At 71.3% G+C, this 22,214-nt stretch carries 19 protein-coding genes; 9 read left to right on the forward strand and 10 right to left on the reverse strand.

What is annotated here, in order from left to right; all coding sequences use genetic code 11:
* Window positions 1-131: 131 nt before the first annotated feature.
* Together OC490_RS27005 and OC490_RS27010 are read right to left on the reverse strand one after the other, a co-directional pair.
* A complete protein-coding gene (locus OC490_RS27005) occupies window positions 132-707 on the reverse strand; it encodes an ATP-binding protein (protein WP_262060604.1) in 576 nt (191 codons plus the stop codon).
* Window positions 708-996: 289 nt separating this feature from the next.
* The gene (locus OC490_RS27010; RefSeq protein ID WP_262060605.1) at window positions 997-1,323 is read right to left on the reverse strand and encodes a hypothetical protein; all 327 of its coding nucleotides are present in this window, start codon (window positions 1,321-1,323) and stop codon (window positions 997-999) included.
* A 330-nt stretch (window positions 1,324-1,653) separates the two neighbouring features.
* On the opposite strand from OC490_RS27010, the gene OC490_RS27015 reads away from it, so the two are divergent.
* Window positions 1,654-2,778, forward strand: coding sequence for a PLP-dependent cysteine synthase family protein (locus OC490_RS27015; RefSeq protein ID WP_262060606.1), 1,125 nt, complete (start codon window positions 1,654-1,656; stop codon window positions 2,776-2,778).
* 113 nt (window positions 2,779-2,891) lie between these two features.
* On the opposite strand, the gene OC490_RS27020 is transcribed toward OC490_RS27015, so the two are convergent.
* Both OC490_RS27020 and OC490_RS27025 read right to left on the reverse strand, forming a co-directional pair.
* The gene (locus tag OC490_RS27020; protein WP_262060607.1) at window positions 2,892-3,362 is read right to left on the reverse strand and encodes an SRPBCC family protein; all 471 of its coding nucleotides are present in this window, start codon (window positions 3,360-3,362) and stop codon (window positions 2,892-2,894) included.
* 116 nt (window positions 3,363-3,478) lie between these two features.
* Window positions 3,479-4,309, reverse strand: a complete 831-nt coding sequence (locus OC490_RS27025; protein WP_262060608.1) for a DeoR/GlpR family DNA-binding transcription regulator — start codon at window positions 4,307-4,309, stop codon at window positions 3,479-3,481.
* Window positions 4,310-4,599: 290 nt separating this feature from the next.
* Between OC490_RS27025 and OC490_RS27030 the strand changes: the two genes are divergently transcribed.
* Window positions 4,600-6,939 (forward strand): lipase family protein, encoded by a 2,340-nt coding sequence (locus OC490_RS27030; RefSeq protein ID WP_262060609.1) that lies wholly within the window; start codon window positions 4,600-4,602, stop codon window positions 6,937-6,939.
* Here the strand turns inward: OC490_RS27030 and OC490_RS27035 are convergent.
* From OC490_RS27035 to OC490_RS27050, 4 genes are all read right to left on the reverse strand, one after another.
* Window positions 6,909-9,344 (reverse strand): right-handed parallel beta-helix repeat-containing protein, encoded by a 2,436-nt coding sequence (locus OC490_RS27035; protein WP_262060610.1) that lies wholly within the window; start codon window positions 9,342-9,344, stop codon window positions 6,909-6,911. The genes OC490_RS27030 and OC490_RS27035 overlap by 31 nt on opposite strands.
* Window positions 9,345-9,450: 106 nt before the next feature.
* Entirely contained in the window at window positions 9,451-10,056 is a 606-nt protein-coding gene (locus OC490_RS27040) for a hypothetical protein (protein ID WP_262060611.1), read from the reverse strand.
* Window positions 10,057-10,234: 178 nt separating this feature from the next.
* Window positions 10,235-11,059, reverse strand: a complete 825-nt coding sequence (locus tag OC490_RS27045; protein ID WP_262060612.1) for an MOSC domain-containing protein — start codon at window positions 11,057-11,059, stop codon at window positions 10,235-10,237.
* A gap of 42 nt (window positions 11,060-11,101) precedes the next feature.
* Window positions 11,102-11,533: a DUF6643 family protein gene (locus tag OC490_RS27050; protein WP_019075119.1), complete on the reverse strand. Its 432-nt coding sequence runs from the start codon at window positions 11,531-11,533 to the stop codon at window positions 11,102-11,104.
* Between the two features lie 297 nt (window positions 11,534-11,830).
* Here OC490_RS27050 and OC490_RS27055 point away from each other — a divergent pair, with 297 nt between their 5' ends.
* Window positions 11,831-13,126, forward strand: a complete 1,296-nt coding sequence (locus OC490_RS27055) for a TerD domain-containing protein (protein WP_262060776.1) — start codon at window positions 11,831-11,833, stop codon at window positions 13,124-13,126.
* A 4-nt stretch (window positions 13,127-13,130) separates the two neighbouring features.
* Here the strand turns inward: OC490_RS27055 and OC490_RS27060 are convergent, their stop codons facing one another.
* Window positions 13,131-14,297 carry a glycosyltransferase gene (locus OC490_RS27060; protein WP_410099052.1) on the reverse strand — a complete coding sequence of 389 codons (1,167 nt, stop codon included), beginning with the start codon at window positions 14,295-14,297 and terminating at the stop codon, window positions 13,131-13,133.
* A 69-nt stretch (window positions 14,298-14,366) separates the two neighbouring features.
* Here OC490_RS27060 and OC490_RS27065 point away from each other — a divergent pair, with 69 nt between their 5' ends.
* Together OC490_RS27065 and OC490_RS27070 are read left to right on the forward strand one after the other, a co-directional pair.
* The gene (locus tag OC490_RS27065; RefSeq protein ID WP_262060614.1) at window positions 14,367-15,152 is read left to right on the forward strand and encodes a glutamate racemase; all 786 of its coding nucleotides are present in this window, start codon (window positions 14,367-14,369) and stop codon (window positions 15,150-15,152) included.
* A gap of 106 nt (window positions 15,153-15,258) precedes the next feature.
* Window positions 15,259-15,804 carry a hypothetical protein gene (locus OC490_RS27070; protein WP_093630682.1) on the forward strand — a complete coding sequence of 182 codons (546 nt, stop codon included), beginning with the start codon at window positions 15,259-15,261 and terminating at the stop codon, window positions 15,802-15,804.
* A 6-nt stretch (window positions 15,805-15,810) separates the two neighbouring features.
* Here the strand turns inward: OC490_RS27070 and OC490_RS27075 are convergent, their stop codons facing one another.
* Window positions 15,811-16,878, reverse strand: coding sequence for an O-antigen ligase family protein (locus OC490_RS27075; RefSeq protein ID WP_262060777.1), 1,068 nt, complete (start codon window positions 16,876-16,878; stop codon window positions 15,811-15,813).
* Window positions 16,879-17,110: 232 nt separating this feature from the next.
* Here OC490_RS27075 and lnt point away from each other — a divergent pair, with 232 nt between their 5' ends.
* From lnt to OC490_RS27095, 4 genes are all read left to right on the forward strand, one after another.
* Window positions 17,111-18,721, forward strand: a complete 1,611-nt coding sequence (gene lnt / locus OC490_RS27080; RefSeq protein ID WP_262060615.1) for an apolipoprotein N-acyltransferase — start codon at window positions 17,111-17,113, stop codon at window positions 18,719-18,721.
* 77 nt (window positions 18,722-18,798) lie between these two features.
* Window positions 18,799-19,278 (forward strand): NUDIX hydrolase, encoded by a 480-nt coding sequence (locus OC490_RS27085; protein ID WP_262060616.1) that lies wholly within the window; start codon window positions 18,799-18,801, stop codon window positions 19,276-19,278.
* A gap of 54 nt (window positions 19,279-19,332) precedes the next feature.
* On the forward strand, window positions 19,333-20,136 hold the full coding sequence (locus OC490_RS27090; RefSeq protein WP_262060617.1) for a 3-hydroxybutyrate dehydrogenase: 804 nt from the start codon (window positions 19,333-19,335) through the stop codon (window positions 20,134-20,136).
* 76 nt (window positions 20,137-20,212) lie between these two features.
* On the forward strand, window positions 20,213-22,165 hold the full coding sequence (locus OC490_RS27095; protein WP_262060618.1) for a helix-turn-helix domain-containing protein: 1,953 nt from the start codon (window positions 20,213-20,215) through the stop codon (window positions 22,163-22,165).
* Window positions 22,166-22,214 lie beyond the last annotated feature (49 nt).

A 22,214-nucleotide genomic window follows, 5' to 3' on the forward strand; every position in this document is an offset into this window, starting at 1 on the left:
AGCACGGTGGGGCTCTCGACACCGGCTTAAGGCGCCCCGAAGGCGACCGAACCAAAGGAGGTGCGCGAACGGCGCCTACCCGACACCGGCCCAGTCAGCCCCAAGCCCCCCCAACCCAAATCACCGCCCGATCAACCGGCAACGGCCGACCGGGCGGGAGCGTGCTGGGCCCGGTGTTCGTCCACCGGAAGCTCGACCTCACTGACGAACCGGTGCGTGGGCTTCTCCGATCCAATCCCCACCCGACGTGCGGGCCGAGCCGATGCCGGCGTAGACGCCACCGCCGTCGGCACAGGCGCAGGAGAAGGCGCGGAAAGCGTGAACCAGACAACCTTCCCGGACTCCCCGTCCGGCCGCACCCCCCAGCTCTCGCTGACGGCGGCCACCATGGCGAGCCCCCGCCCACACGTGGCAGTGGCCGCGACGTCCGAGATGTCGCCGACGACCGGAAGCCGGGGGTCGTGGTCGTGCACGGAGACGACGAGGTGGTCGAGCAGCAGCTCGATCTCGACGGTGCATGTCTTGTCGGGCTGGGCGTGCCGGTGGACGTTGGTCAGGAGCTCTGTCACACCGAGCGCGGCCCGGTCTATCAGTGGATCCAGATGCCAGTAGCGCAACTGCGCAGATACGATTCTGCGGACCTGGCCGATCCGCGACGGCAGGGCTTGGAGCTCTACCGCGCAGTGCCTGTTTGGGTGAGTGATCACGGCTGCGACTCCCCGACGAGAGGTCCGGAAGAACACGGAGTTCGGATCCAGCAGGCTGGTCGAGGGAAATAGGCCGCCTGCTGTTGTGCCCGGCGGCTGGTTCGCAGCGTTATCGCCGGTAAACCCAGAGTGACGTGAGACCAGAGTGACGCAGGGGTGGCGGTCCCGCAACTTGCCGCTCTTCACCGCCTGCTCGCGGCACCGGTCAACCGATGCTCTCCACCGCCTGCTCGCGCCACGGTCGGCTGCCACCCTGCGCGGCCGGCCCGCGCCGCCCGCCGCCGATCAGTCAGCCGCCCCCGCGTCCGGCCGCCTTGCGCACGGCCTCGATGAACCGTCGTGCCGCGGGGGGACCAGGCTGCCCCGGCGCGGGGTCGTGCTCGCCGAGCGTCAGCAGGTACCGCTTGCCGTTCAGGTCGGCCAGCGCCCGGTCCTCCGGGGCGAACCAGGGCTTCGACGCGCGTACCGCCTGCACCGGCGCGCTGTCGATCTCACTGCCGTAACTGGTGAGCAACTCCAGCCTGCCGTCGTTGATCCGGACCTGTCCGGCCCGGGTGAGTGACCGCAGCCGCTTTCCGATCCGCACGCCTGTGGCCGTGAACTCCGGCTCCGCCATGCTTCCCCGCCCCCTTGCTCCAGGACATCTCGTGATCCAGTGTGCGCCCCCGTTCAGGACGTTCGTCCCGCTCCGGTGCAGTCTGCCCGCACCGGGCGTCGAGCACCAGTACGCACGACGCGGTCACGGTGAGTACCCGGAGCACTCGCATAAATGCGCCCCCAGGATCCGCGGTGATCGCTTCCCGGGATCCGCGGTGATCGCTCCCCAGGGGTGCCTTTGACCTTCCCAAAGGCATGTTTATGCAGGTGAGAAGCGTGTGGAAGGTGCATATGATCGAGGTGTCGGCCGCGCGAGGCGCCGTCGGCGCGAAGCGTAAGGAGCCCCGCCGTGAGCACCACCCCACAGGCCCCGACCGGTGCCACCCCCGATGTCGACCGCAGTGACGCCGCCTACCGGAGCTGGCTGAAAGAAGCCGTCCGCAGGGTCCAGGCCGACGCCAACCGCTCCGCCGACACCCACCTGCTCCGCTTCCCGCTGCCCGAACGCTGGGGTATCGACCTCTACCTCAAGGACGAGTCGACCCACCCGACGGGCAGCCTCAAACACCGCCTCGCCCGCTCCCTCTTCCTCTACGGCCTGTGCAATGGCTGGATCCGGCCCACTCGCCCGGTGATCGAGGCGTCCAGCGGCTCCACTGCCGTCTCCGAGGCGTACTTCGCCAAGCTGATCGGTGTCCCCTTCATCGCGGTCATGCCCCGCACGACCAGCGCCGAGAAGATCCGCCTCATCGAATTCCACGGCGGCCGGTGCCACTTCGTGGACGACCCGCGCAAGATGTACGAGGAGTCGGCCGCCCTGGCGGTGGAGACCGACGGCCACTACATGGACCAGTTCACCTACGCGGAGCGGGCCACGGACTGGCGCGGCAACAACAACATCGCCGAATCCATCTTCCGCCAGCTGGAGTTGGAGCGGTTCCCGGAGCCCGCGTGGATCGTCGCCACGGCCGGCACCGGCGGCACCTCGGCGACCCTCGCCCGCTACGTCCACTACACGCAGCGCGACACCCTGGTCTGTGTCGCCGATCCGGAGAACTCCTGTTTCTTCGAGGGCTGGACCACCGGCGATCCGGACGTCACCCGCGACTGCGGCTCCCGTATCGAGGGCATCGGCCGCCCCCGGATGGAACCGAGCTTCGTGCCCGGCGCCATCGACCGCATGATGCAGGTCCCGGACGCGGCCAGCATCGCCGCCGTACGAGCTCTGGAACAAGCCATCGGCCGCAAGGCGGGCGGCTCCACGGGCACCGGCCTCTGGAGCGCCCTGAAGATCATCGCCGAGATGGTGGCAGCGGGCCAACAAGGCAGCGTGGTAACCCTGTTGTGCGACCCGGGCGACCGCTACCTGGACAAGTACTACTCGGACGAGTGGCTGACGGAACAGGGCCTGGACATCACCCCGTACAGCAAGGCGATCACGTCGCTCTTGGCAACGGGAGTATGGCCGACCTGAGCTGAAGAGCGCCGGTTGGTCAGCGTCCCTTTCAGGGGCGCGGGGCTGTGTCGATTCGCGGCTCCGCCGAGCGGGCGCGACCAGCCGCGACGGACCCGCGGAAGAACGACGAGCTATCGCCCCAGCCGCCGGTCCAAGGCAGCCACCGCCCCCTTGAACGCCCGCCCCAACCCGGGACGCGCCATCCTCACCGCACCCCGAAACACCGCGTTCCCCTCCACGGCGAACGTCCACTGGACGCGCGTCCCACCCCCGGAGGGGATCAGCCGCCACTCCTCGGCCATCGCCCGCGCCCCCGGCGCATTGGTGACGTCGACCCGGTACGCGTACACCTCTGCCTCCTTCGCCGCGATCACCGTCTCCCGGAAGTGACCGCCGCCCCTGAGCCGGATGTCACGTCCGGCACCGTCGTCGACGGACTCCGCCCGGGTCACGGCCGAGAACCACTCGGCCCACCCGGGCACATCGTCGTTGAGGGCGTGGAAGACCGCGTCCGGTGCCGCGGACATCTCCTGCGCGAAGACCAGCCGTACCGGAGCGGTGTCGATGAAGTCGAGCCCCACGGGGCGCAGACGGTGGGCCATGGACGTGAACCCCCTTGCCGGAGAAGGGAAGTTGACCGAGCGACGTTGACCGAAACGACGTCGTCCGAAGCGAGGTCACGATAGCTGGCGATCCGTCAGATGTCTGCCCCGTCCCGTCAGATGTCGTCCTCGTCGTCGGGTTCGCCCGCCACCACCAGTCGCCGCAGATGCTCCGAGATGTCCTCGCGCGCCTCGGCCGGCAGCCCCGCGTCCGTCACCAGCGTGTCGACCTGCTCCAGCGCGGCGAACGAACTCAGGCCCACCGTCCCCCACTTGGTGTGGTCGGCGACCACCACGACCCGCCGCGCGGACTGCACCAGCCTGCGGTTGGTCTCGGCCTCCGCGAGGTTCGGCGTGGACAGTCCGGCCTCGACCGATATGCCGTGGACGCCGAGGAAGAGCATGTCGAAGTGGAGCGCCGCGATCGCCTGGTCGGCGACCGGGCCCACCAGCGAGTCGGAGGGGGTGCGCACCCCGCCGGTCAGGACGACCGTCGCCGCGCCCTGCCGCTGCCCCGAGGTGCGCTGCGCCGCGTGGAAGACGTCCGCCACTCGCACCGAGTTGGTGACCACGGTGAGATCGGCGACCTCAAGCAGATGGTGTGCCAGCGCGTACGTCGTCGTACCGCCCGAGAGTGCGATCGCCGTGCCGGGCGCGACCAGCTCCGCCGCGGCCCGTGCGATGTCCTCCTTGGCGGTCAGCTCAAGACCCGACTTCGCTTCGAAGCCCGGTTCGTGCGTGCTCGCCTCGACGACCGGTACCGCCCCGCCGTGCACCTTCTCCAGGACGCCCTGGCGGGCCAGCGCGTCGAGGTCGCGGCGTACGGTCATGTCCGACACGCCGAGCTTGCGGGTCAGTTCGTTGACGCGGACACCGCCCCGGCGCCGGACCTCGTCGAGGATCAGGGCGCGCCGCTGCTCCGCGAGGAGGTTCTGATTCTCACTCACGTACGCTCCGGTCCTTTCGCCTCAACCCGTCCGACCGTCCGGCGCACCGGCTCGGAGCAGGACCTTCGTCCCGGCTGCGGTGCGCGGACGTCCCATCCTCGCACGCCCCCGCAAGCACTGCGCCATCGCCTGTCCCGACGCGCACATGTCATCGGGGTCTCATCCGTCCCCCGTGTTGTCACACGGATCGGGGAGATTCGGTCACAGGGCGTGTGCGACGCGCCGGAAGGGGCGATCCTGTTGTGCACACGAACACAGCCAGACGGTGCGTCACGGGGGATGTGCGAACAGTGGAGCGTGTGCAGGAACATGCCGTCACGAGCGGGGTCGACGAGCCCGCCGGACGGCCCGACCGGACCGAACCCGCCCTGGAACTCCTGGTCCACGGAGTCGGCGGCGCCACACCCGAGGCGATGCTCGGTGATCCGCGCACGGTGCGGATCACCGGCGACGACACAGCGGCCGTCTTCCGGCGCGCCGCCGACGTCGACGCCGAGTCCAGAACCGCCGACGGCCGCACCGGACCGATCCGCGAGGCGTACGTCTGGTGCAACCTGACCTCCGGCAACGGCACCCGCGCCCTGTGGCTGTTGCTGCTGCCGTTCATGGTCGTCAACCTCGCGCACTGGATGCGCCCCACCGCGCGCGACCGGAAACGGACGGTGCGCTTCTACGGCCTGCTGGTGCGGCTCGCGGGACTCACCCTGACCGTGCTGCTCGTGGCGGCGGCCTGCGAGGTCGCCCTCGATCTCGCCGCCTGGCAGTGCGCGGGCACGCGCGCGTGCGCCGAGCGCCACTCCTGGCTGGGCTTCCTTTCGCCCGCCGTGTCGCACGACAGCTGGTGGAGCCGCCCCGGCCGCCGCCTCGCGCTCGCCGCCCTGGTGCCGACCGCGCTGACCGTGCTGCTCTGGTACCTCTCGCGCCGTACCTGGAGCGAGTACGAGTCCCAGCAGCCGATGCCCCGCAGAGCCGAGCCCGACGACGAGCCCGACAGCAGTGCCCTGGGCCGCCCCGGCTTCTGGTACGGCCGCCGCCTGGTCGCCCGGCTCCGTGCCGCCCACACGGCGGCCGGCCTCCTGGTGGTCGCCGCTGCCGTCACCGTCTCGGCGGCCCGCTTCGACCGCGGCCCCGACGGCTCCCACGCACTGGTCGGCCTCGGCGCGCTCCTGGAGGCCGCGCTCGCCGGCCTCGCCTTCGTCGTGGTCTACGTCGTGTGCCGCCGAGGCCGCAGCGAGCACCGCCTAGACCAGGCCCTGGACCGCCGTCTCGTACGACGCCTGCCGCTCGGCGCGCTCCTGCTGCTCGTTCTCGCTCTGCTGTACGCCGGCTGGTCGCGTCCGGGATGGGAGTCCTCCGGCCGGCTGCCGGGAGACCCCGTCTTCGGTGGAATCGCCCTGGTCCAGGGTCTGCTGGTGATCGTCCTCGCGGTCGTCGCCCACCTGCTGCAGCGCACCCACCCCGACCCGCGCGCCGCGATGCGCGGCCTCGGCGGACCGGCCGTCGCGATGCTGGCCTGCGCCCTGGGCGGTGTGATGTCCGGCGGGGTGTCCCAGCGGGTCTCCGACTGGCTGGACGGCACCGGCACGTCCATCGCGGGCCCGCCCGTCCTGCTCACCTGGCAGGCCTCGGTGATCCCGCTGCTCCTGGTCGTCGTACTCGTCCTCTGCTGCGCACTCGGCCACCGCACCTGGCGGCTGCGCCGTAGCGAACTGGCCGCCGTGGCGCTCGACTACCCGGGTGGGCGCAAGGACCGGACGCGCACCGCCCGGATCGCGAGCACGCGCGCGATGGCCACGCTCACCGACCGCGGCCCCCTCCTCGTCGCCGTCACCGCGACCGCCACCTTGCTCCTGGGTGCCGGAGCGCTGATCGGTGCCTTCACCACCGACAGAACACCGTCGCGGGCAGGGCAGGGGGGTCATGCCTTCGTACACGGGGCCGCCCAGACCTCCCAGGGCCTCGGCTCCTGGCTGATCGGGCTCGGCTTCGTACTCTTCGTCACCTGGGGCAGGCGCGCCTACAAGGACCCCTCCGCGCGGCGCACCATCGGCATCCTGTGGGACGTCGGAACCTTCTGGCCGCGCGCCGCCCACCCCTTCGCCCCGCCCTGCTACGCCGAGCGCGCGGTCCCCGACCTGACCTGGCGGATCGCCACCTGGACCCGCGCCACCGGCGGCCGGCTCGTCATCTCCGGCCACTCCCAGGGCAGCGTCCTCGCCGCCGCCGCGGCCTGGCAGCTCAAACCGGCCCAGCGCAAACGAGTCGCCCTCCTGACCTACGGCTCACCCCTGGAGCGCCTCTACGGCCGCTGGTTCCCCGCCCACTTCGGACCGGCCGCGCTCAGCCGTCTGCACCACGAGGTCGACTGCTGGCGCAATCTGTACCGGCTGACCGACCCCATCGGCGGCCCGGTGCGCCTGACCGGCGACTGCGGCCCCGAGGTGGACCACGGTCCCCTCAAGGACCCGCTGGAGTACGGCCGTACCGCCCAACACCCGCTGCCCGCCCCGATCCTGGGCCACTCCGACTACCAGGCCGATCCGGCGTTCGCCGAGGAGCGGGCACGGCTGTTGGCGAGGCTGCGGCCCGAGGTGCCGCCTCAGGGCAGCTCGGGCAGGTCCTCCGCGTAGAGCAGGGTCAGGTCGTCCGTGCTCGGCTCCTGGACATGGGCGACCCGGCTCGCGTGCCGCTCCACCATCGCCTCGAAGGTCTGCCGCGCCGTACGGCCGTTGCCGAACGCGGCACCCTTCGGGATCGTGGTGAAGTACTTCGTCAGCCCCTCGGACGCGCCCTCGGCCAGCCGGTACTCGTGCTCCTCGGCCTGCTGCTCGACGATCCTCAGCAGTTCCTCGGGGTTGTAGTCGCTGAAGGTGATGGTCCGTGAGAAACGGGACGCCACACCGGGGTTGACGGACAGGAACCGCTCCATCTCGGCCGTGTAGCCCGCGACGATCACCACGACCGCGTCGCGGTGATCCTCCATCAGCTTCACGAGCGTGTCGATGGCCTCTTTACCGAAGTCGCGGCCCGAGTCCTCCGGGGACAGCGCGTACGCCTCGTCGATGAACAGCACCCCGCCGCGCGCCTTGTCGAAGGCCTCCTGGGTGCGGATCGCCGTGGAACCGATGTGCTCGCCGACCAGGTCGACCCGGGACACCTCGACCAGATGCCCCTTCTCCAGGACGCCGAGCGAGGCGAGGATCTCGCCGTAGAGCCGGGCGACCGTCGTCTTGCCGGTGCCGGGGGAGCCGGTGAAGACCAAGTGCCGTTTGACGGAAGCCGCCTTGAGGCCGGCCTGCTGGCGGCGGCGGCCCACCTCGATCATGTCGATGAGGGAGCGCACCTCGCGCTTGACGCTGTCCAGGCCGACCAGCGCGTCGAGTTCACCGAGGACCGCCTTGGAGGTGCGGGACTCCTTGTCCGGTTCCGGCGCGGTGACCGGGGGCGCTTGTTCGGCGGTGCGCTGGCCGGGGATCGCGCCCAGCACGCTGGTCGACTGGCTCGCCGTCTCCACGGCCGTCTCATGGGCGGTGGGCTGCTTGAGGCCGCTCTCGTCGCTGGTGCAGTCCTCGACGACGGGTCCGGTGCCGGGCCCCGCGTCCGGTCCGGCGTCCGCGAACTCGTAGCCACCGCGCGCGCACCGCTCTGTACGGCACTTCTTGAGCGTCGTACGACAGCCGTCTATGACGTGGAAGCCGTAGCCACCGCTGCCCGTCACCCGGCAGCCCTGGAAGGTGCCCCGGCCGCCCGCGGAGACGTAGAAACCGGCCTCGGCGGGGGAGTCGACCGTGCAGCGCTCGATGGTGGGGTCGGCGCCCTTGGTGACGATCACGCCGGTCTGGGTGGCGTCCACCGTGCAGTTGTTCAGGGTGCCGCCGCTGCCGTGGTCGCGGAACCAGGCGCCCGTGGCCGCGTCCCGGATCCGGCAGTCGTCGAGCTGCGCGGTCGCGCCGTCGCTCACCGACACGGCCGTGTTGCGCACCTGCGAGATGTCGCTGTCGACGACGTCCGCGCGCGAGCCGCGGTCGAGCACGAACAGCGCGTCCGGTACGTCGTGCACCCGGCAGGAGTCGAGGACCACCGTCGCGCCGTCGCTGACCCACACCGCCGGATAGTCGCCCGTGCTGTCGAAGATCTCGCACTGGTTGGCGTCCACGCGCGTGCCCGGGTCCCACACCGACAGTCCGTTGCGCCCGAACTGACGCACAGTCGTCCGTGTCAGCGTCAGGACCGAACGGGAGCGCAGGTCGACCGCGTTCTCCGGGATGTCGTGGATACGGCAGTCGGCGAGCGTCAGCACCGCGTCCGTGTCGAGCGTGACGCCGTCCGCGGCCGTACGGTGCACATCGCAGTCGGTGAGGTGCGCGGTGGCCCGGGCGGTGATCTGCACGCCGCTGCCGCGTGTCTCGTAGACCTCGCAACCCACCGCCTCCAGCGAGGAGTTCTCGCCCGTGGCGGACAGGCCCACGCCCGACGCGTGGTGGATGCGGCAGCGCTCCAGGCGCGGGTGGCCGCCCGCGCGGACCGCGACGCCCGCCTGGCCGGCCGAGACGACCTCGCACTCCTCGAACACCCCGCCACCGCCGTCGAGTACGGCGATCCCGATGCCGGCCGGGTTGTCGACCGTGCAGCGCCGCACGGTGGGGCGGGCACCGCCGCGCACCTCGATGCCGGACGCGGAGCGCGTGACGATCCGAAGGTCCGTCAACTCCGGTGCGCCCTCCTCGACAAGGAGCGCGGGCGCGGCCGAGTCCTGGCCCTCGACATGCAGGTCCTGGACCGCGGCGGAGGCGCGGACGGTCAACGGCACGCCGTCCAGGGGCGCGATGCGCACCGAGCCGGGCGAACCCTCGGGGCCGCGCAGGGTCACCGACCGCTGGACGACGAGGTTCTCCCGGTAGGTGCCGGGAGCGACGGTGAGGACGTCTCCCTCGGCCGCGGCCTCCAGGGCGGCGGCGAGCGACGCGTACTCACCTGTGCGGCGCCGCCACCTCGATGTACCGGTGTGCGTCACCTGGACCGTGCCCTGTGCCATGGCGCTGCTGTGCCCCCACCTCGTGGTACGCGGGTTGATGCCGAAGCCTTCGCCGGTCCACCGTAGCGTGCGTGCGGGCGGTGGGTTGACCAGAGCCGGAAGGCTGTCAGCTGCCGGTGCCGGTCCGGCCCCAGTCCGGGCCCGCCCGCTCCCATGCCCGGTCCCAACGCGCGTACCTGCGGCGGACCATGCGCCACAGCACGAACCGTCGGCCGCTGTCGACGAGCCCGGCGGTCAGCAGCGCCGCACCGAACCCGGCGAGCACGGCGTGCGTCGTCGCCGTGGCCGAGTCCAGCGGGCGGGTCACTATGCGGCCGTGCTGGTCCGTCCAGAGCCTGAAGTGGTCGCCCTTGTGCGGGGTGTTGAGGCTCGCCATCACCGCGCCGTGCTGGACGGTGCCGTCCGGCGCGGTCCAGTCGGCGAGGACCCGGGTGCGGACGTCCCGCGCGGTGGCCGAGTCGGGGTCGGGGTCGATCTCGGTCCCCTTGAGTTTCTTGACCACCGTGGCCGTCACGGCATGCCGGTCCGCGTGCTGCTCCCGCACCGACCGCTGCAGGGTGTCCTGCGCGACGGCGCCGACGAGCGAACCGATCAAGGGTGCGGCGATCAGGACCAGCAGCAGGACCACGAGGGCCAGCCAGGCCTCGACCAGATCGGTCGCGCGACGCAGCGGATTGCGCCGCCAGCGCCACAGACCCCTGATTGCTCCCACCGTCCCGCACCCCCTTCCCGCTCCGTGATAACTCCTGGGAGAGCCGTCCACGCGAGACCGGTGTCGAAGAGAGAGCGAAATCACCTCTCCCGGGGCCTCTCATGAACTTCTCACGGATCTCAACGACCGGGCCCACGGGGAGGGTTCCCGACCCGCACCCTCATCGGCGGATCCCCGCCTACGCGAGAATCCGGACCGGATCACCGACGCGGATCGTGCCGGTGGACAGGGGCACCAGGTTCTGCCCGAAGATGAGCCTGCCGCCGATACGGCGGTGCCGGGCCAGGGTGCGCAACGGCTCCTTGCCGCGCTCGGCGGTGCCCTGGTCGGTGGTGGTCACGACGCAGCGCCCGCACATCTTCACGACCCGGAAGGCGACCTCGCCGATCGCGAGACGCGACCAGTCGTCCTCGGCCCAGGCAGCCGTACCCGCCACGACGGCGTTGGGCCGGAACCGGTTCATGGGCAGCGGCCCCTCGGCCGGGTAATCACCTTGCGCGATCAGGGAGTTCAGGGCGTCGAGGGAGGCCTCGGAGGTCAGCAGCAGCGGATAGCCGTCGGCGAAACCGACCGTCTCACCGGGAAGTCCGTACTGAGGGTCGACGGGGCGGCGCGTGGCGGGATGGTCCATGTGGACGAGACGGACCCCGAACTCCAGATACGCGCTGCACCACAGGTGCGCGGAGTCCGAGGCCGGTACCGCGTCCACCTTGGTACCGAAGATCTCCATCGCCACGGTGGCGACCGGCTCCGGAACGGGCACGGTCAGCGGGTCGAGGCCGGGCGCGGACAGACGAACACCGCCGCCGGGCAGAAGCTCGGCGGCGGCCAGTGCGAGACGCGGGTGCTCGCGTTGCGTGACGACCTTTCCCCCGTCGTCGATCAGCGCCCAGCGTCGGTCACCGGCCGGCCCCCAAGGCTCCACCTGAGCCTCCCGGGGAGAGAAGCCCCGGAGCGCCTTGACCGGATGAACGTGGATCGACCGCAGCTCCGCATTCCCCATCACTCCATCGTGCCAGGTGGCACCGACAGCGCAGGATGCGGATCAGTAACCGCGGTACTGCTGGTTGTTGCTGTACGGGTCCTGCTGGTACGGAGCGGGGGCCGGGCGGGGAGCCGCCGGACGCATCGCCTCGTAGCCGGCCGGAGCCGCCATCGGACGCGGCTGCTGTTGCTGCTGGCCGTAACCGCGCGGCGGGGCCTGCTGCGGGATGTAGGCGGCGGGCGCCTGCTGCAGCGGCGAGGGCTGCTGCGCCTGCGGGTAGCCGTAGGGGGTCTGCGACGGGCCGGCCGGGAGGGCGGGCAGCGCCGACGGCAGCGCGGGCAGGTTGCTCCCCGGCATGTCGTACGCGGCGGGAACCCGGATCGGTGCGATCTGCGGGGTCCCCCGCTCGGCCACGAGGGAGTCGTAGATCGGAGTGTCCGGGAAGGAGGCGGAGTAGTAGCCGCCGCCATAAGTGGAGCGGGGGGAGGTCATGGCACATAAGTTAAGCCCACGATGTGGTGGTTGGGGAGACCGATTAGAGGGTTGTTTTCCGTGTCGGCAGTGGCATGGGATCCCCAATGCGAGCGAACTTGTCAAAAAAGGGCATGGATCCGTGTTCGGATCGTGTAAAGCCCGAGTTCCCGGCGGGTTACCAGCGGTTGGCCACGGGTGTTGCCGCGCTCCTCATGGGCGTTCGCGGCCCCGGGGAATAGGTTGTGCGAGTAGACACCCAATGGGCTGCCGGGGCGTGACCTGGCACGGCGACACGTGATGGGGGCAGACATGTCAATGCCGAAAGGATCGAATGTTCCGGTGCCGACGACGGCACTGCGCGTCGAATTGGGGTGGCGGTCCGGCCCCGGAGTCCCCGACGCGGACGCCTCGGCCCTGCTCCTGGTCGACGGGAAGGTCCGCACCGACGGCGACTTCGTCTTCTACAACCAGCCGACGCACTCCTCCGGCGCGGTCCGTCACGAGGGCAAGGGCAACGCCGGCGGGCGGATGACCGACACCCTGCTCGTCGACCTCGCGCGCGTGGAGCCCGCCGTGGACCGCGTCGTCCTCGCCGCCTCCGCCGACGGCGGAACGTTTGGCCAGGTCCCCGATCTGTACATCGAGGTCCGGGACGCCGCACAGCACACCGTGGTCGCCCGCTTCGACAGCACGGGCGCGACGGTCGAGACAGCCTTCGTGCTCGGCGAGTTCTACCGCCGCCAGGGCGCCTGGAAGTTCCGCGCCGTCGGCCAGGGCTACGGCAGCGGGCTCGAAGGCCTGGCGACCGACTTCGGCATCACCGTGGACGAACCGCAGCAGGCGGCACCGGCCGCCACCATGCCGCCACCCTCAGGACCGCCGGTGAACCTGCCCCCGCCGCCCGTGACCGTGGTTCCACCCGTGACCATGGCGCCGCCGCCCCCTCCGCCCCCGATGCCGCCCACCGCCCCAGTCCGGCTCTCCAAGGTGACCCTCACCAAGGCGGCTCCCTCGGTCTCCCTGACCAAGCAGGGCGGTACCTCGGGTGCCATGCGCGTGAACCTCAACTGGGAGGTGCGCAAGCAGTTCTCGGGCTGGGGCAGCAAACGCGGCCGGGCGGTCGCGATGCACGCGGACCTCGACCTCGACCTGTGCGCCCTGTACGAACTCGCCGACGGCCGCAAGGGCGTCGTCCAGGCCCTGGGCAACGCGTACGGCTCCCTTCAACTGCCGCCGTACATCCACCTCGACGGCGACGACCGCACCGGCGCGTCGGCGAGCGGCGAGAACCTCACCGTCAACCTCGACCACATCAAGGACTTCCGGCGCATCCTCGTCTTCGTGACCATCTACGAAGGCGCCCGTTCCTTCGCCGACCTGCACGCCACCGTCACCCTCCAGCCGCAGCACGGCGCCGCGATCGACTTCTCGCTCGACGAGTGCACGGTCCCCTCCACGGTGTGCGCGCTCGCCCTGATCACCAACACCGGGGGCGACCTCGTCGTCCAGCGCGAGGCCCGCTACCTCGTCCCGGACCGCGGGGTGAGCCCGCAGCGGACCGTGGACCGCATCTACGGGTGGGGCATGAACTGGACACCAGGTCGCAAGTGAACGCTCAGCTCTCCTCGCCGACGACGGCGTCAGGACGCGCGTAGGTGCGGCCCTTCCAGGCCGCACCGCGTCCCCTGTAGTGCTGCACCGCGGAATCGACCGTCATGAAGAGGTACAGAAACGCGGTGAACGGCAACAGGGGAGCGAGCCACAACGGCTGCCCGTAGTAGCGGAGCATCGGGACGTACGTCCCCGTCATCACCAGCCACGCGAGCCCGCCGAGAACCGCCGCCCCAGCGCTGCCCGCGCCCAGCCCCACGAACAGGGCCACCGGGGGCACGAGATACACCAGCGCCAGCCCCACGACGGTGCCCAGGAGGAGCAGCGGGTTGTGCCGCAGCTGCGCGTACGCGCTGCGCGAGACCATCCGCCACAGGTCGTGCAGTCGCGGATACGGGCGCACACTGTCCACCCGCTCGGCGAGCCCCAACCAGATGTGGCCCCCACCGCCCTTGACGGCACGCGCGAGTGCCACGTCGTCGATCACCGCGTGCCGGATGGCGTCCGGGATCCGCGCCCGCTCGGCCGTGTCGGCACGCAACAGGACACAGCCGCCCGCCGCTGCCGCGGTGCGGGCGCCCTTCCGGCCGATCCGGCGGAACGGATACAGCTGCGCGAAGAAGTAGACGAACGCCGGCACCACCAGCCGCTCCCACAGACTCTCCACCCGCAGCCGGGCCATCAGCGAGACGACGTCGAAGCCGCCGGTGCGCGCCGCCGCCACCAACTCCCGCAGACTGTCCGGGGCGTGCGAGATGTCCGCGTCCGTCAGCAGCAGATACTCGGGGCCACGCGCGCGTGCCAGCTCGACACCGTGCCGTACGGCCCACAGCTTGCCCGTCCAGCCCGCCGGCGGTTCACCGGGGGAGTCCACGGTCAGCGGCAACCCGCCCCGTGCCCGCGCGAGTTCACGGGCCAGGTCCCCGGTGCCGTCCGAACTCCCGTCGTCGACAAGGAAGATCTCCGCCCGCCCGGGATAGTCCTGGGCGAGCAGCGACGGCAGACTCTCCGGCAGTACGGCGGCCTCGTCACGGGCCGGCACGACCACGCAGACCGACGGCCAGTCGTCCGGGTCGGTACGGGCCGGCAGTCTGACATCCGTGCGCCAGAAGAAGCCCTGACAGAGCAGCAGCCACAGCCAGGCGGCGAGTGATACGGCGGCGGTCCACACGACGGTGCTCACGGGCGCAGTTTGCCCCACGGAGGCGGCTCCACAGAGGCCATCGTCTATCGTGGCCGGGTGAAGATCGCGCTCATGGACTCCGGAATCGGCCTTCTGGCGGCCACCGCGGCGGTACGACGCATGCGCCCCGACGCGGATCTCGTACTCTCCCTGGACCCCGACGGCATGCCCTGGGGACCGCGGACTCCGGAAGACCTCACGCGGCGCGCGCTGGCCGTGGCCGAGGCCGCCGCCGCGCACCGGCCCGACGCCCTGATCATCGGGTGCAACACCGCGACGGTCCACGCCCTGACCGCACTGCGGGACCTCCTGGAGCCGGGCATCCCGGTCATCGGCACTGTCCCGGCGATCAAGCCGGCCGCCGCCGCGGGCACACCCTTCGCGATCTGGGCCACACCCGCCACCACCGGCAGCCCCTACCAGCGGGGCCTCATCGAGGACTTCGCCGAAGGTGTGCCGGTGACCGAGGTCCCGTGCTGGGGACTGGCCGAAGCCGTGGAACACGCGGACGAGACGGCCATCGACGCCGCCATCGCCGCGGCCGTCGCGCTCACCCCCGACGATGTAACGACCGTCGTCCTGGGCTGCACCCATTACGAAATCGTCGCCGAACGCATCCGCGCCGCAGTCCAGCGCCCCGACCGCCCGCCGCTCGTCCTGCACGGCTCCGCCGACGCGGTCGCCGCCCAGGCGCTGCGTCGGATCGGTGTGCAGCCCGCCCCCGAGGCGTCGGCCGACGGCACCCTGACGGTGCTGCTGAGCGGTCGTGAGGGCCCGCTGCCCGTCGAGGCGGCGGCCTACGCGGAAGGCCGACTGCTGCGGGCCGTCACCCCCGCCCACTGACCACCGGCGACGAAGCGGACGCTGCGCGTCCACCTTGTCGTTGCGCAAAACGGTCACCCTGCGCAACGCGGTTCCCGCGCAGCGAAACCTGAGTAGTCTCGTAGGCATGAGGGACCACCCCCGCGACGAAACCTTCCCGCAGACCGAGATCTGGACCGGACGCGCCACCAACCGGTTCCAGTGGCTGCTGGCGCTCGCCGGTGCCGCCTGCATGGCGCTCGGCATCGAGCTGGCCGTGGACTCCGCCTGGACGTCCGGTGTCGCCCCGCTCGCCATGTCTGTCGTCGGGTGCATCGCGGCCGGACTGCTCATGCTGTTCGGCACGCTCGCCTTCGTGCACGTCGCCCTGAAGGTCGACACGGAGACCCTCGAAGTGCGTTGTGGCCACATCGGTGTGCCGCGCCGCCGTATCCCCCTCGCCAGCGTCGCGGGCGCCGAGTTCGCCCCGCACGTCACCCCGCGCCAGTGGGGCGGCTGGGGCTACCGCTGGCGGCCCGAGAAGGGCACCGCCGTCGTCGTACGGCGGGGCGAGGGCATCGTGCTGCGACTGTGGGACGGGCACACGTTCACCATCACCGTGGACAACGCGGAGGCGGCCGTACGGATCATCACGGACCGGCTGGTGCCGCCCACGCCCGGCGCGGTGCACTGACGTCATTCACGGCGCCAGGTGATCGCCACGCGCGCGTGCCTCCCCGGCGGTGCGTGAGGCGCCGTCGGTGATCGGGTGGGCCGTGGCCAGTCCGGCGAGGAAACCCGCGCCGGCCGTGACGGTGGTGAAGCTGAGCGCGTTGCCCACCGAGGCTATGACCGCGAGCCCTGTCAGCGCGGCCCCCGCGGTGAGCGCGATCGGGGTGGAACGCGGAGTGCGCCACAACGCGTGGAGCACCCAGCAGAAGGCCGCCGCCAGCAGGAGCACACCGACGATCCCCTGCTCGGCCGCCATCTGGAACGGCGCCGAGTGCGGCTTCCCGTCCGGCAGCAGAGCCTCGGCCGCCGCGTTGCTCAGCTCCCCGAAGCGCCCCGGGCCCACTCCCAGGGCGGAATCCCGGTGCGCCATGTGCAGGGCGTCCTGCCACAGCTGGACCCGGTGCGGGCTCAGCTGGCCCTCCATGGACTCGGTGAGCCCGTCCGGCAGTACGTTTCCGGCGATGGCCCAGGTGGCCCCGGTCATCAGCGCCGCGGCCAGGCCGAGGCCCACGACTCCGAGACCGCGGTGACGCATCCGGCCGGCGGCGAACGAGCACAACAACACCGCCGTACACGTGACGAACCCCGAGACCGAGCCCAGGACGAGAGCGGTGACCGTGATCCCGGCCGCGACCAGCCGCAGCGCGAGCCGCAGTGCCGGGGCCGGGGCGGCCCAGGCCGCGCAGCACGCGCAACCGACGGCCAGGGTCAGCAGGGCTGCGGTGGCACCGGCGTCGCCGAGCGGGGCGACGAACTGGGGGCCCGGGGCGAGACGCGGTTCGGCCAGCGCCAGACCGAGGCCCGCCAGCGCCCCGGCACAGGGCGCGGCGACCGGCACGAGCGCCCCGGAGATCCGCCCCGACGCGTACCCGGCGGAAACCGCCAGGACCGCGAGCAGCACCCCCTCGGGCCGGCCGTCGTGCATCGCGGCGGTGATCAGCGACCACGCGGCACACGCCCCGAGCACCGCGACACCCACGGCATCCGAAACGTTTCGTCTCTCACTGTCGGCGTCCGGACCGGTCGCCGACGCCATCCCCGTGGAACCCACCCCGCCGCCCCCCGAACCGAGCCCCCCGACCCGTGACCGACCCCGGCCGCCGGCCTGGACCGACCGCACGACAGGGGCTCCGGCACACCGTAACGGCTGATGACCGATTTGTGGACGAGTTGCGCAGGAACGATGCGGCTCCCGGCCTGTTCAGTGCCCCGTGCTGCGATCCGGACCGTGCTGTCGGCCCCAAGGTCAACCGCCGTACACTCCCGGAGTGACCGTCACCGCAACTTCCGTGGACGAGTCGGACCAGCTGGAGCCCCAGGCCGCGCCCGCAGCGCGCCTTGCCCGGCTCGTCCGTCTGGTCCCGGCCGCCGTAGCCGCCCTCTCCGGAGTGCTGCTCTACGTCAGTTTCCCGCCCCGCACACTGTGGTGGCTGGCGCTGCCCGCCTTCGCCTGTTTCGGGTGGGTGCTTCGTGGCCGCAGCTGGAAGGCGGGCCTCGGCCTCGGCTACCTCTTCGGCCTCGGTTTCCTGCTGCCGTTGCTGGTGTGGACCGGCGTAGAGGTCGGCCCCGGGCCCTGGCTCGCGCTGGTCGCCGTCGAGGCGATCTTCGTCGCGCTGGTCGGCGCGGGCATCACCGCGGTGTCGAAACTACCCGCCTGGCCCCTGTGGGCGGCGGCCCTGTGGATCGCCGGTGAGGCGGTACGCGCGCGTGCCCCCTTCCACGGCTTCCCCTGGGGCAAGATCGCGTTCGGCCAGGCGGACGGCGTCTTCCTGCCGCTCGCCGCGGTGGGCGGCACCCCGGTCCTCGGCTTCGCCGTCGTCCTGTGCGGTTTCGGCCTGTACGAGATCGTGCGCCTGGCCCTGGAGACCCGGCGCACCCATGAGGTACGGCGATCCGCAGCGGCCGTGGCCCTGCTGAGCGTGGCCGTACCGGTGGTCGGCGCGGTGGCGGCGCGATCCCTGGTGAGCGACAAGGCCGAGGACGGCACCACGACCGTCGCGGTCATCCAGGGCAACGTCCCGCGCGCGGGGCTGGAGTTCAACGCCCAGCGCCGTGCCGTCCTCGACTACCACGTCAAGGAGACCCTGCGGCTGGCCGCGAAGGTCAAGGCCGGCAAGGTCGCGAAGCCCGACGTGGTCCTGTGGCCGGAGAACTCCTCCGACGTCGACCCCTTCGCCGACGCACAGGCGTACACGGACATCGACGAGGCGGCCAAGGCGATCGGCGCGCCCATCTCGGTCGGCGGTGTGGTCGAGCGGGGCGGCAAGCTCTACAACGAGCAGATCCTCTGGGACCCGGTGAAGGGACCGACCGACACCTACGACAAACGGCAGATCCAGCCGTTCGGCGAGTACCTCCCGATGCGCTCTCTCCTCGGGGCGATCAACAAGAACTGGACCAGCATGGTCCGCCAGGACTTCAGCCGGGGCACCAAGCCGGGTGTGTTCACCATGAACGGCGCCAAGATCGGCCTGGTCACCTGCTACGAGGCCGCCTTCGACTGGGCCGTGCGCTCCGAGGTGACCGACGGCGCCCAGCTGATCTCGGTGCCCAGCAACAACGCGACCTTCGACCGTAGCGAGATGACCTACCAGCAGCTCGCCATGTCCCGGGTCCGCGCGGTCGAGCACAGCCGGACTGTCACGGTCCCGGTCACCAGCGGCGTCAGCGCGATCATCATGCCGGACGGCAAGATCACCCAGAAGACCGGCATGTTCGTGGCCGACTCCCTGGTCCAGAAGGTGCCGCTGCGCTCCTCGGAGACACCGGCCACCAAGCTCGGCATCCTGCCCGAAATGGCCCTGGTCCTCGTCGCCGCGGGCGGACTCGGCTGGGCGATCGGCGCGGGTGTGCGCCGACGGCGCGCGGGCGACGTGTAGCCGTACGCCCGCTGTACGCCCGCCGCACGCACGGCAGTTCGTGGAGTAGCCATGGATCGTCCCGTTAGGGTCGGACCATGGCTACTCCTGATTTCATTCGTACGATCCGGGAATCCGCCGGGCACCAACTGCTGTGGCTTCCCGGGGTGAGCGCCGTGGTCTTCGACGACGCGGGACGCGTTCTGCTGGGCAAGCGGTCGGACAACCACGAGTGGGCGTTGCCCTCCGGCATTCCCGAGCCCGGTGAGCAGCCCGCGGTGTGCGCGGTGCGCGAGGTGTTCGAGGAGACGGCCGTCGAGTGCGTGGCGGAGCGGATCGTCATGGTCAAGGCCGGGGGACCGATCAGCTACCCGAACGGTGACGCCTGCCAGTTCATGGACATCACACTGCAGTGCCGGGCCGTCGGCGGCGAGGCGGCCGTGAACGACGACGAGTCCTTGGAGGTCGGCTGGTTCGAGCTGGACGCGCTGCCCGAACTCAGCGATCACCAACTGTTCCGGATCAAGCAGACCCTGGCTGACGCACCCACATGGTTCGACACCACGACTTCTGACTGAAGTATGGGCTCGGCCCATATGTGTTGGGGCAACAGCCCTGCCTAGGCTCGACACATGACCGCGCCCAGTCCCCTCTCGGGGCCCCACACCACCCCTCTCCTCGACCTCGGTGGCCGTATCGCACTCGTCACCGGCGCCGCCGGCGGTATCGGCCGTGCCTGCACCCTGCGGCTGGCCGCCGCCGGGGCGAAGGTCAGAGCGGTCGATGTGGACGCCCCGGGACTCGCGGCCCTCGCCGAGCGGGCGCGGGACCTGGCGGGCACCGTCGAACCGCATGTCCTCGACCTCACCGACCTGGACGCCGCCGAGCACGCCGCCGCCGGCACGGATGTGCTCGTGAACAACGCGGGGCTGCAACTGGTGCGCCCCATCGAGGAGTTCCCGCCCGACGTCTTCCACACGGTGCTCACCGTGATGCTGGAGGCACCCTTCCGGCTCATCCGTGGCGCCCTGCCCCATATGTACGCGCAGGGATGGGGCCGGATCGTCAATATGTCCTCGGTCCATGGGCTGCGAGCCTCCGCCTTCAAGTCCGCGTATGTGGCCGCCAAACATGGTCTGGAGGGACTCTCCAAGACCGCCGCCCTCGAAGGCGCACCCCACGGCGTCACCTCGAACTGTGTGAATCCCGCCTATGTGCGCACCCCACTGGTCGAGCGGCAGCTCGCCGACCAGGCACGGGCGCACGGCATTTCCGAGGAGCAGGTGCTGACCGAGGTGCTCCTGCGGGACAGCGCGGTGAAACGGCTCATCGAGCCGGAGGAGGTCGCCGAGGCCGTCGCCTATCTGTGCGGCCCGCACGCGTCCTTCGTCACCGGCACCTCGCTGGTGCTCGACGGCGGGTGGACCGCGCACTGAACCGCCCGATGCGCAGGCGATTCGGGGTTATCCACAGGCCTGACCGGTCGGCCCGGCGATGGGGAATCCTGTGAGCATGTCCAGCGATCACGCGCAGTCCGCCGAGCGCTCCGCCACCCTCACCAGTGCCGGAGCGCGACCGAGCAGTGCCGAGACGCCGTTCCTGGAGCTGTTGGCCCGGGGCGCCTCCGCCGACGCCTACGAGCAGCCAGTGCTGCTCGCCCGCGCCGAGGGAAGACCGGCCGAGCTGATCGCCGGACTCGAACACGCCAAGTCGCTCGCGCTGCACGTGCGTTCGGAGCAGGAGGGCCGCCGACGACGTGAGGCCGAGCTGTCCGCGCTCTTCGAGACCGCCCACGATCTCGCAGGCCTGCGCGACCTGGACGCCGTACTGCGGGCGATCGTCCAGCGTGCCCGGTCGCTGCTCGGCACCGATGTCGCCTACCTCAGCCTGAACGACCCGACCAGGGGCGACACCTGTATGCGGGTCACCGAGGGCTCGGTCGCGGCCCGCTTCCAGCAACTGCGCCTGGGCATGGGCGAAGGACTCGGCGGACTCGTCGCCCAGACGGCGCGGCCCTATGTCACCGACGACTACTTCAAGGACGACCGCTTTCAGCACACTCCCACCATCGACGCCGGGGTGCGGGACGAGGGGCTGGTGGCGATCCTCGGAGTGCCGTTGATGCTCGGGCACCGCGTGATCGGGGTGCTGTTCGCGGCGGACCGGCGGGCGCGGGTCTTCGAGCGGGGGCAGATCGCGCTGCTCGGCTCCTTCGCCGCGCTCGCCGCAGCCGCCATCGACACCGCGAACCTCCTCACGGAGACCCGTTCGGCGCTCGCCGGCCTGGAGCGCGCCAACGAGATCATCCAGGACCGCAGTCGAGTCATCGAGCGCGCCTCGGACATCCACGACCGGCTCGCCGAACTCGTGCTGCGCGGCGGCGGGGTCCAGGACGTGGCCGCCGCCGTCTCCCAAGTCCTCGACGGAGTCGTCGAGTTCACCGAGACCGACGCCTCACCCACGAAAGCACTGGAGGCATCCCGTACGGAGGGACACGCGGTCCGGCACCGGGACGACTGGATCGCCGCCGTCGCCGCCGGAGGCGAGTTGCTCGGTGCTCTCGTGCTGCGGGGCCACCCCGGACTCGACCCCGTCGACCAGCGCACCCTGGAGCGCGCCGCCATGGTCACCTCCCTGCTCCTGCTCGCCCGCCGGTCGGCGGCCGAGGCCGAACAGCGCGTCCGCGGGGAGCTGCTGGACGACCTGCTCGACGCCCGCGACCGCGACCCACGCCTGCTGCGGGACCGCGCGTCCCGGCTGCACGCCGACCTGGACGCCACCCATGTCGTCCTCGCCGCCCGGCTCGACGGCCCGGCGGGCGACGCCGACCAGGAGGCTGCCGCCCGCAGACGGTTGTGGTCCGCCGCCTCGCATCTCGCCGGAACCCGGCACGGCCTGGCCGCCGCCCGCGACGGGGGCACCGTCCTGCTGCTGCCCCTCGACTCCGGCGACACCCCCACGGACCTCGCCCGCCGCACCGCCGCCCACCTGGGAGCGGCGGTCCACGAAGCGGTCACCGTCGGCGCCTCCGGGCCCGTCGAGAAGCCCGCCGCGGCGCCCGACGCCGTGGTCAACGCCTACCAGGAGGGCCTGCGTTGCCTCGACGCCCTGCGTCTCCTGGGCCGTTGTGGAGACGGAGCCGCCGCCGAGGACTTCGGCTTCCTCGGACTGCTCCTCGCCGGGGACCGCGACATCGGCGGATTCGTCGAGCGGACCATCGGCCCGGTCATGCGGTACGACGAGCGTCGCGGTACCGATCTGCTGCGCACCCTCGACGCGTACTTCGCCTGCGGCATGAGCCCGGCCCGCACGAAGGACGACCTGCACGTCCATGTGAACACCGTGGCGCAGCGACTGGAGCGCGTGGGCGGACTCCTAGGCGAGGACTGGCAGGCCCCGGCCCGCGCCCTGGAGATCCAACTCGCCCTGCGGCTGCGACGGTTGCTGGTTTCGCCGCGCCGGTGACCCTGCGGCCGGGTCGATCATTTCGAGTACTCCGACATGGCGAAGTCCT

It is taken from the genome of Streptomyces sp. STR69, from assembly GCF_024519455.1.
Lineage (GTDB): Bacteria > Actinomycetota > Actinomycetes > Streptomycetales > Streptomycetaceae > Streptomyces.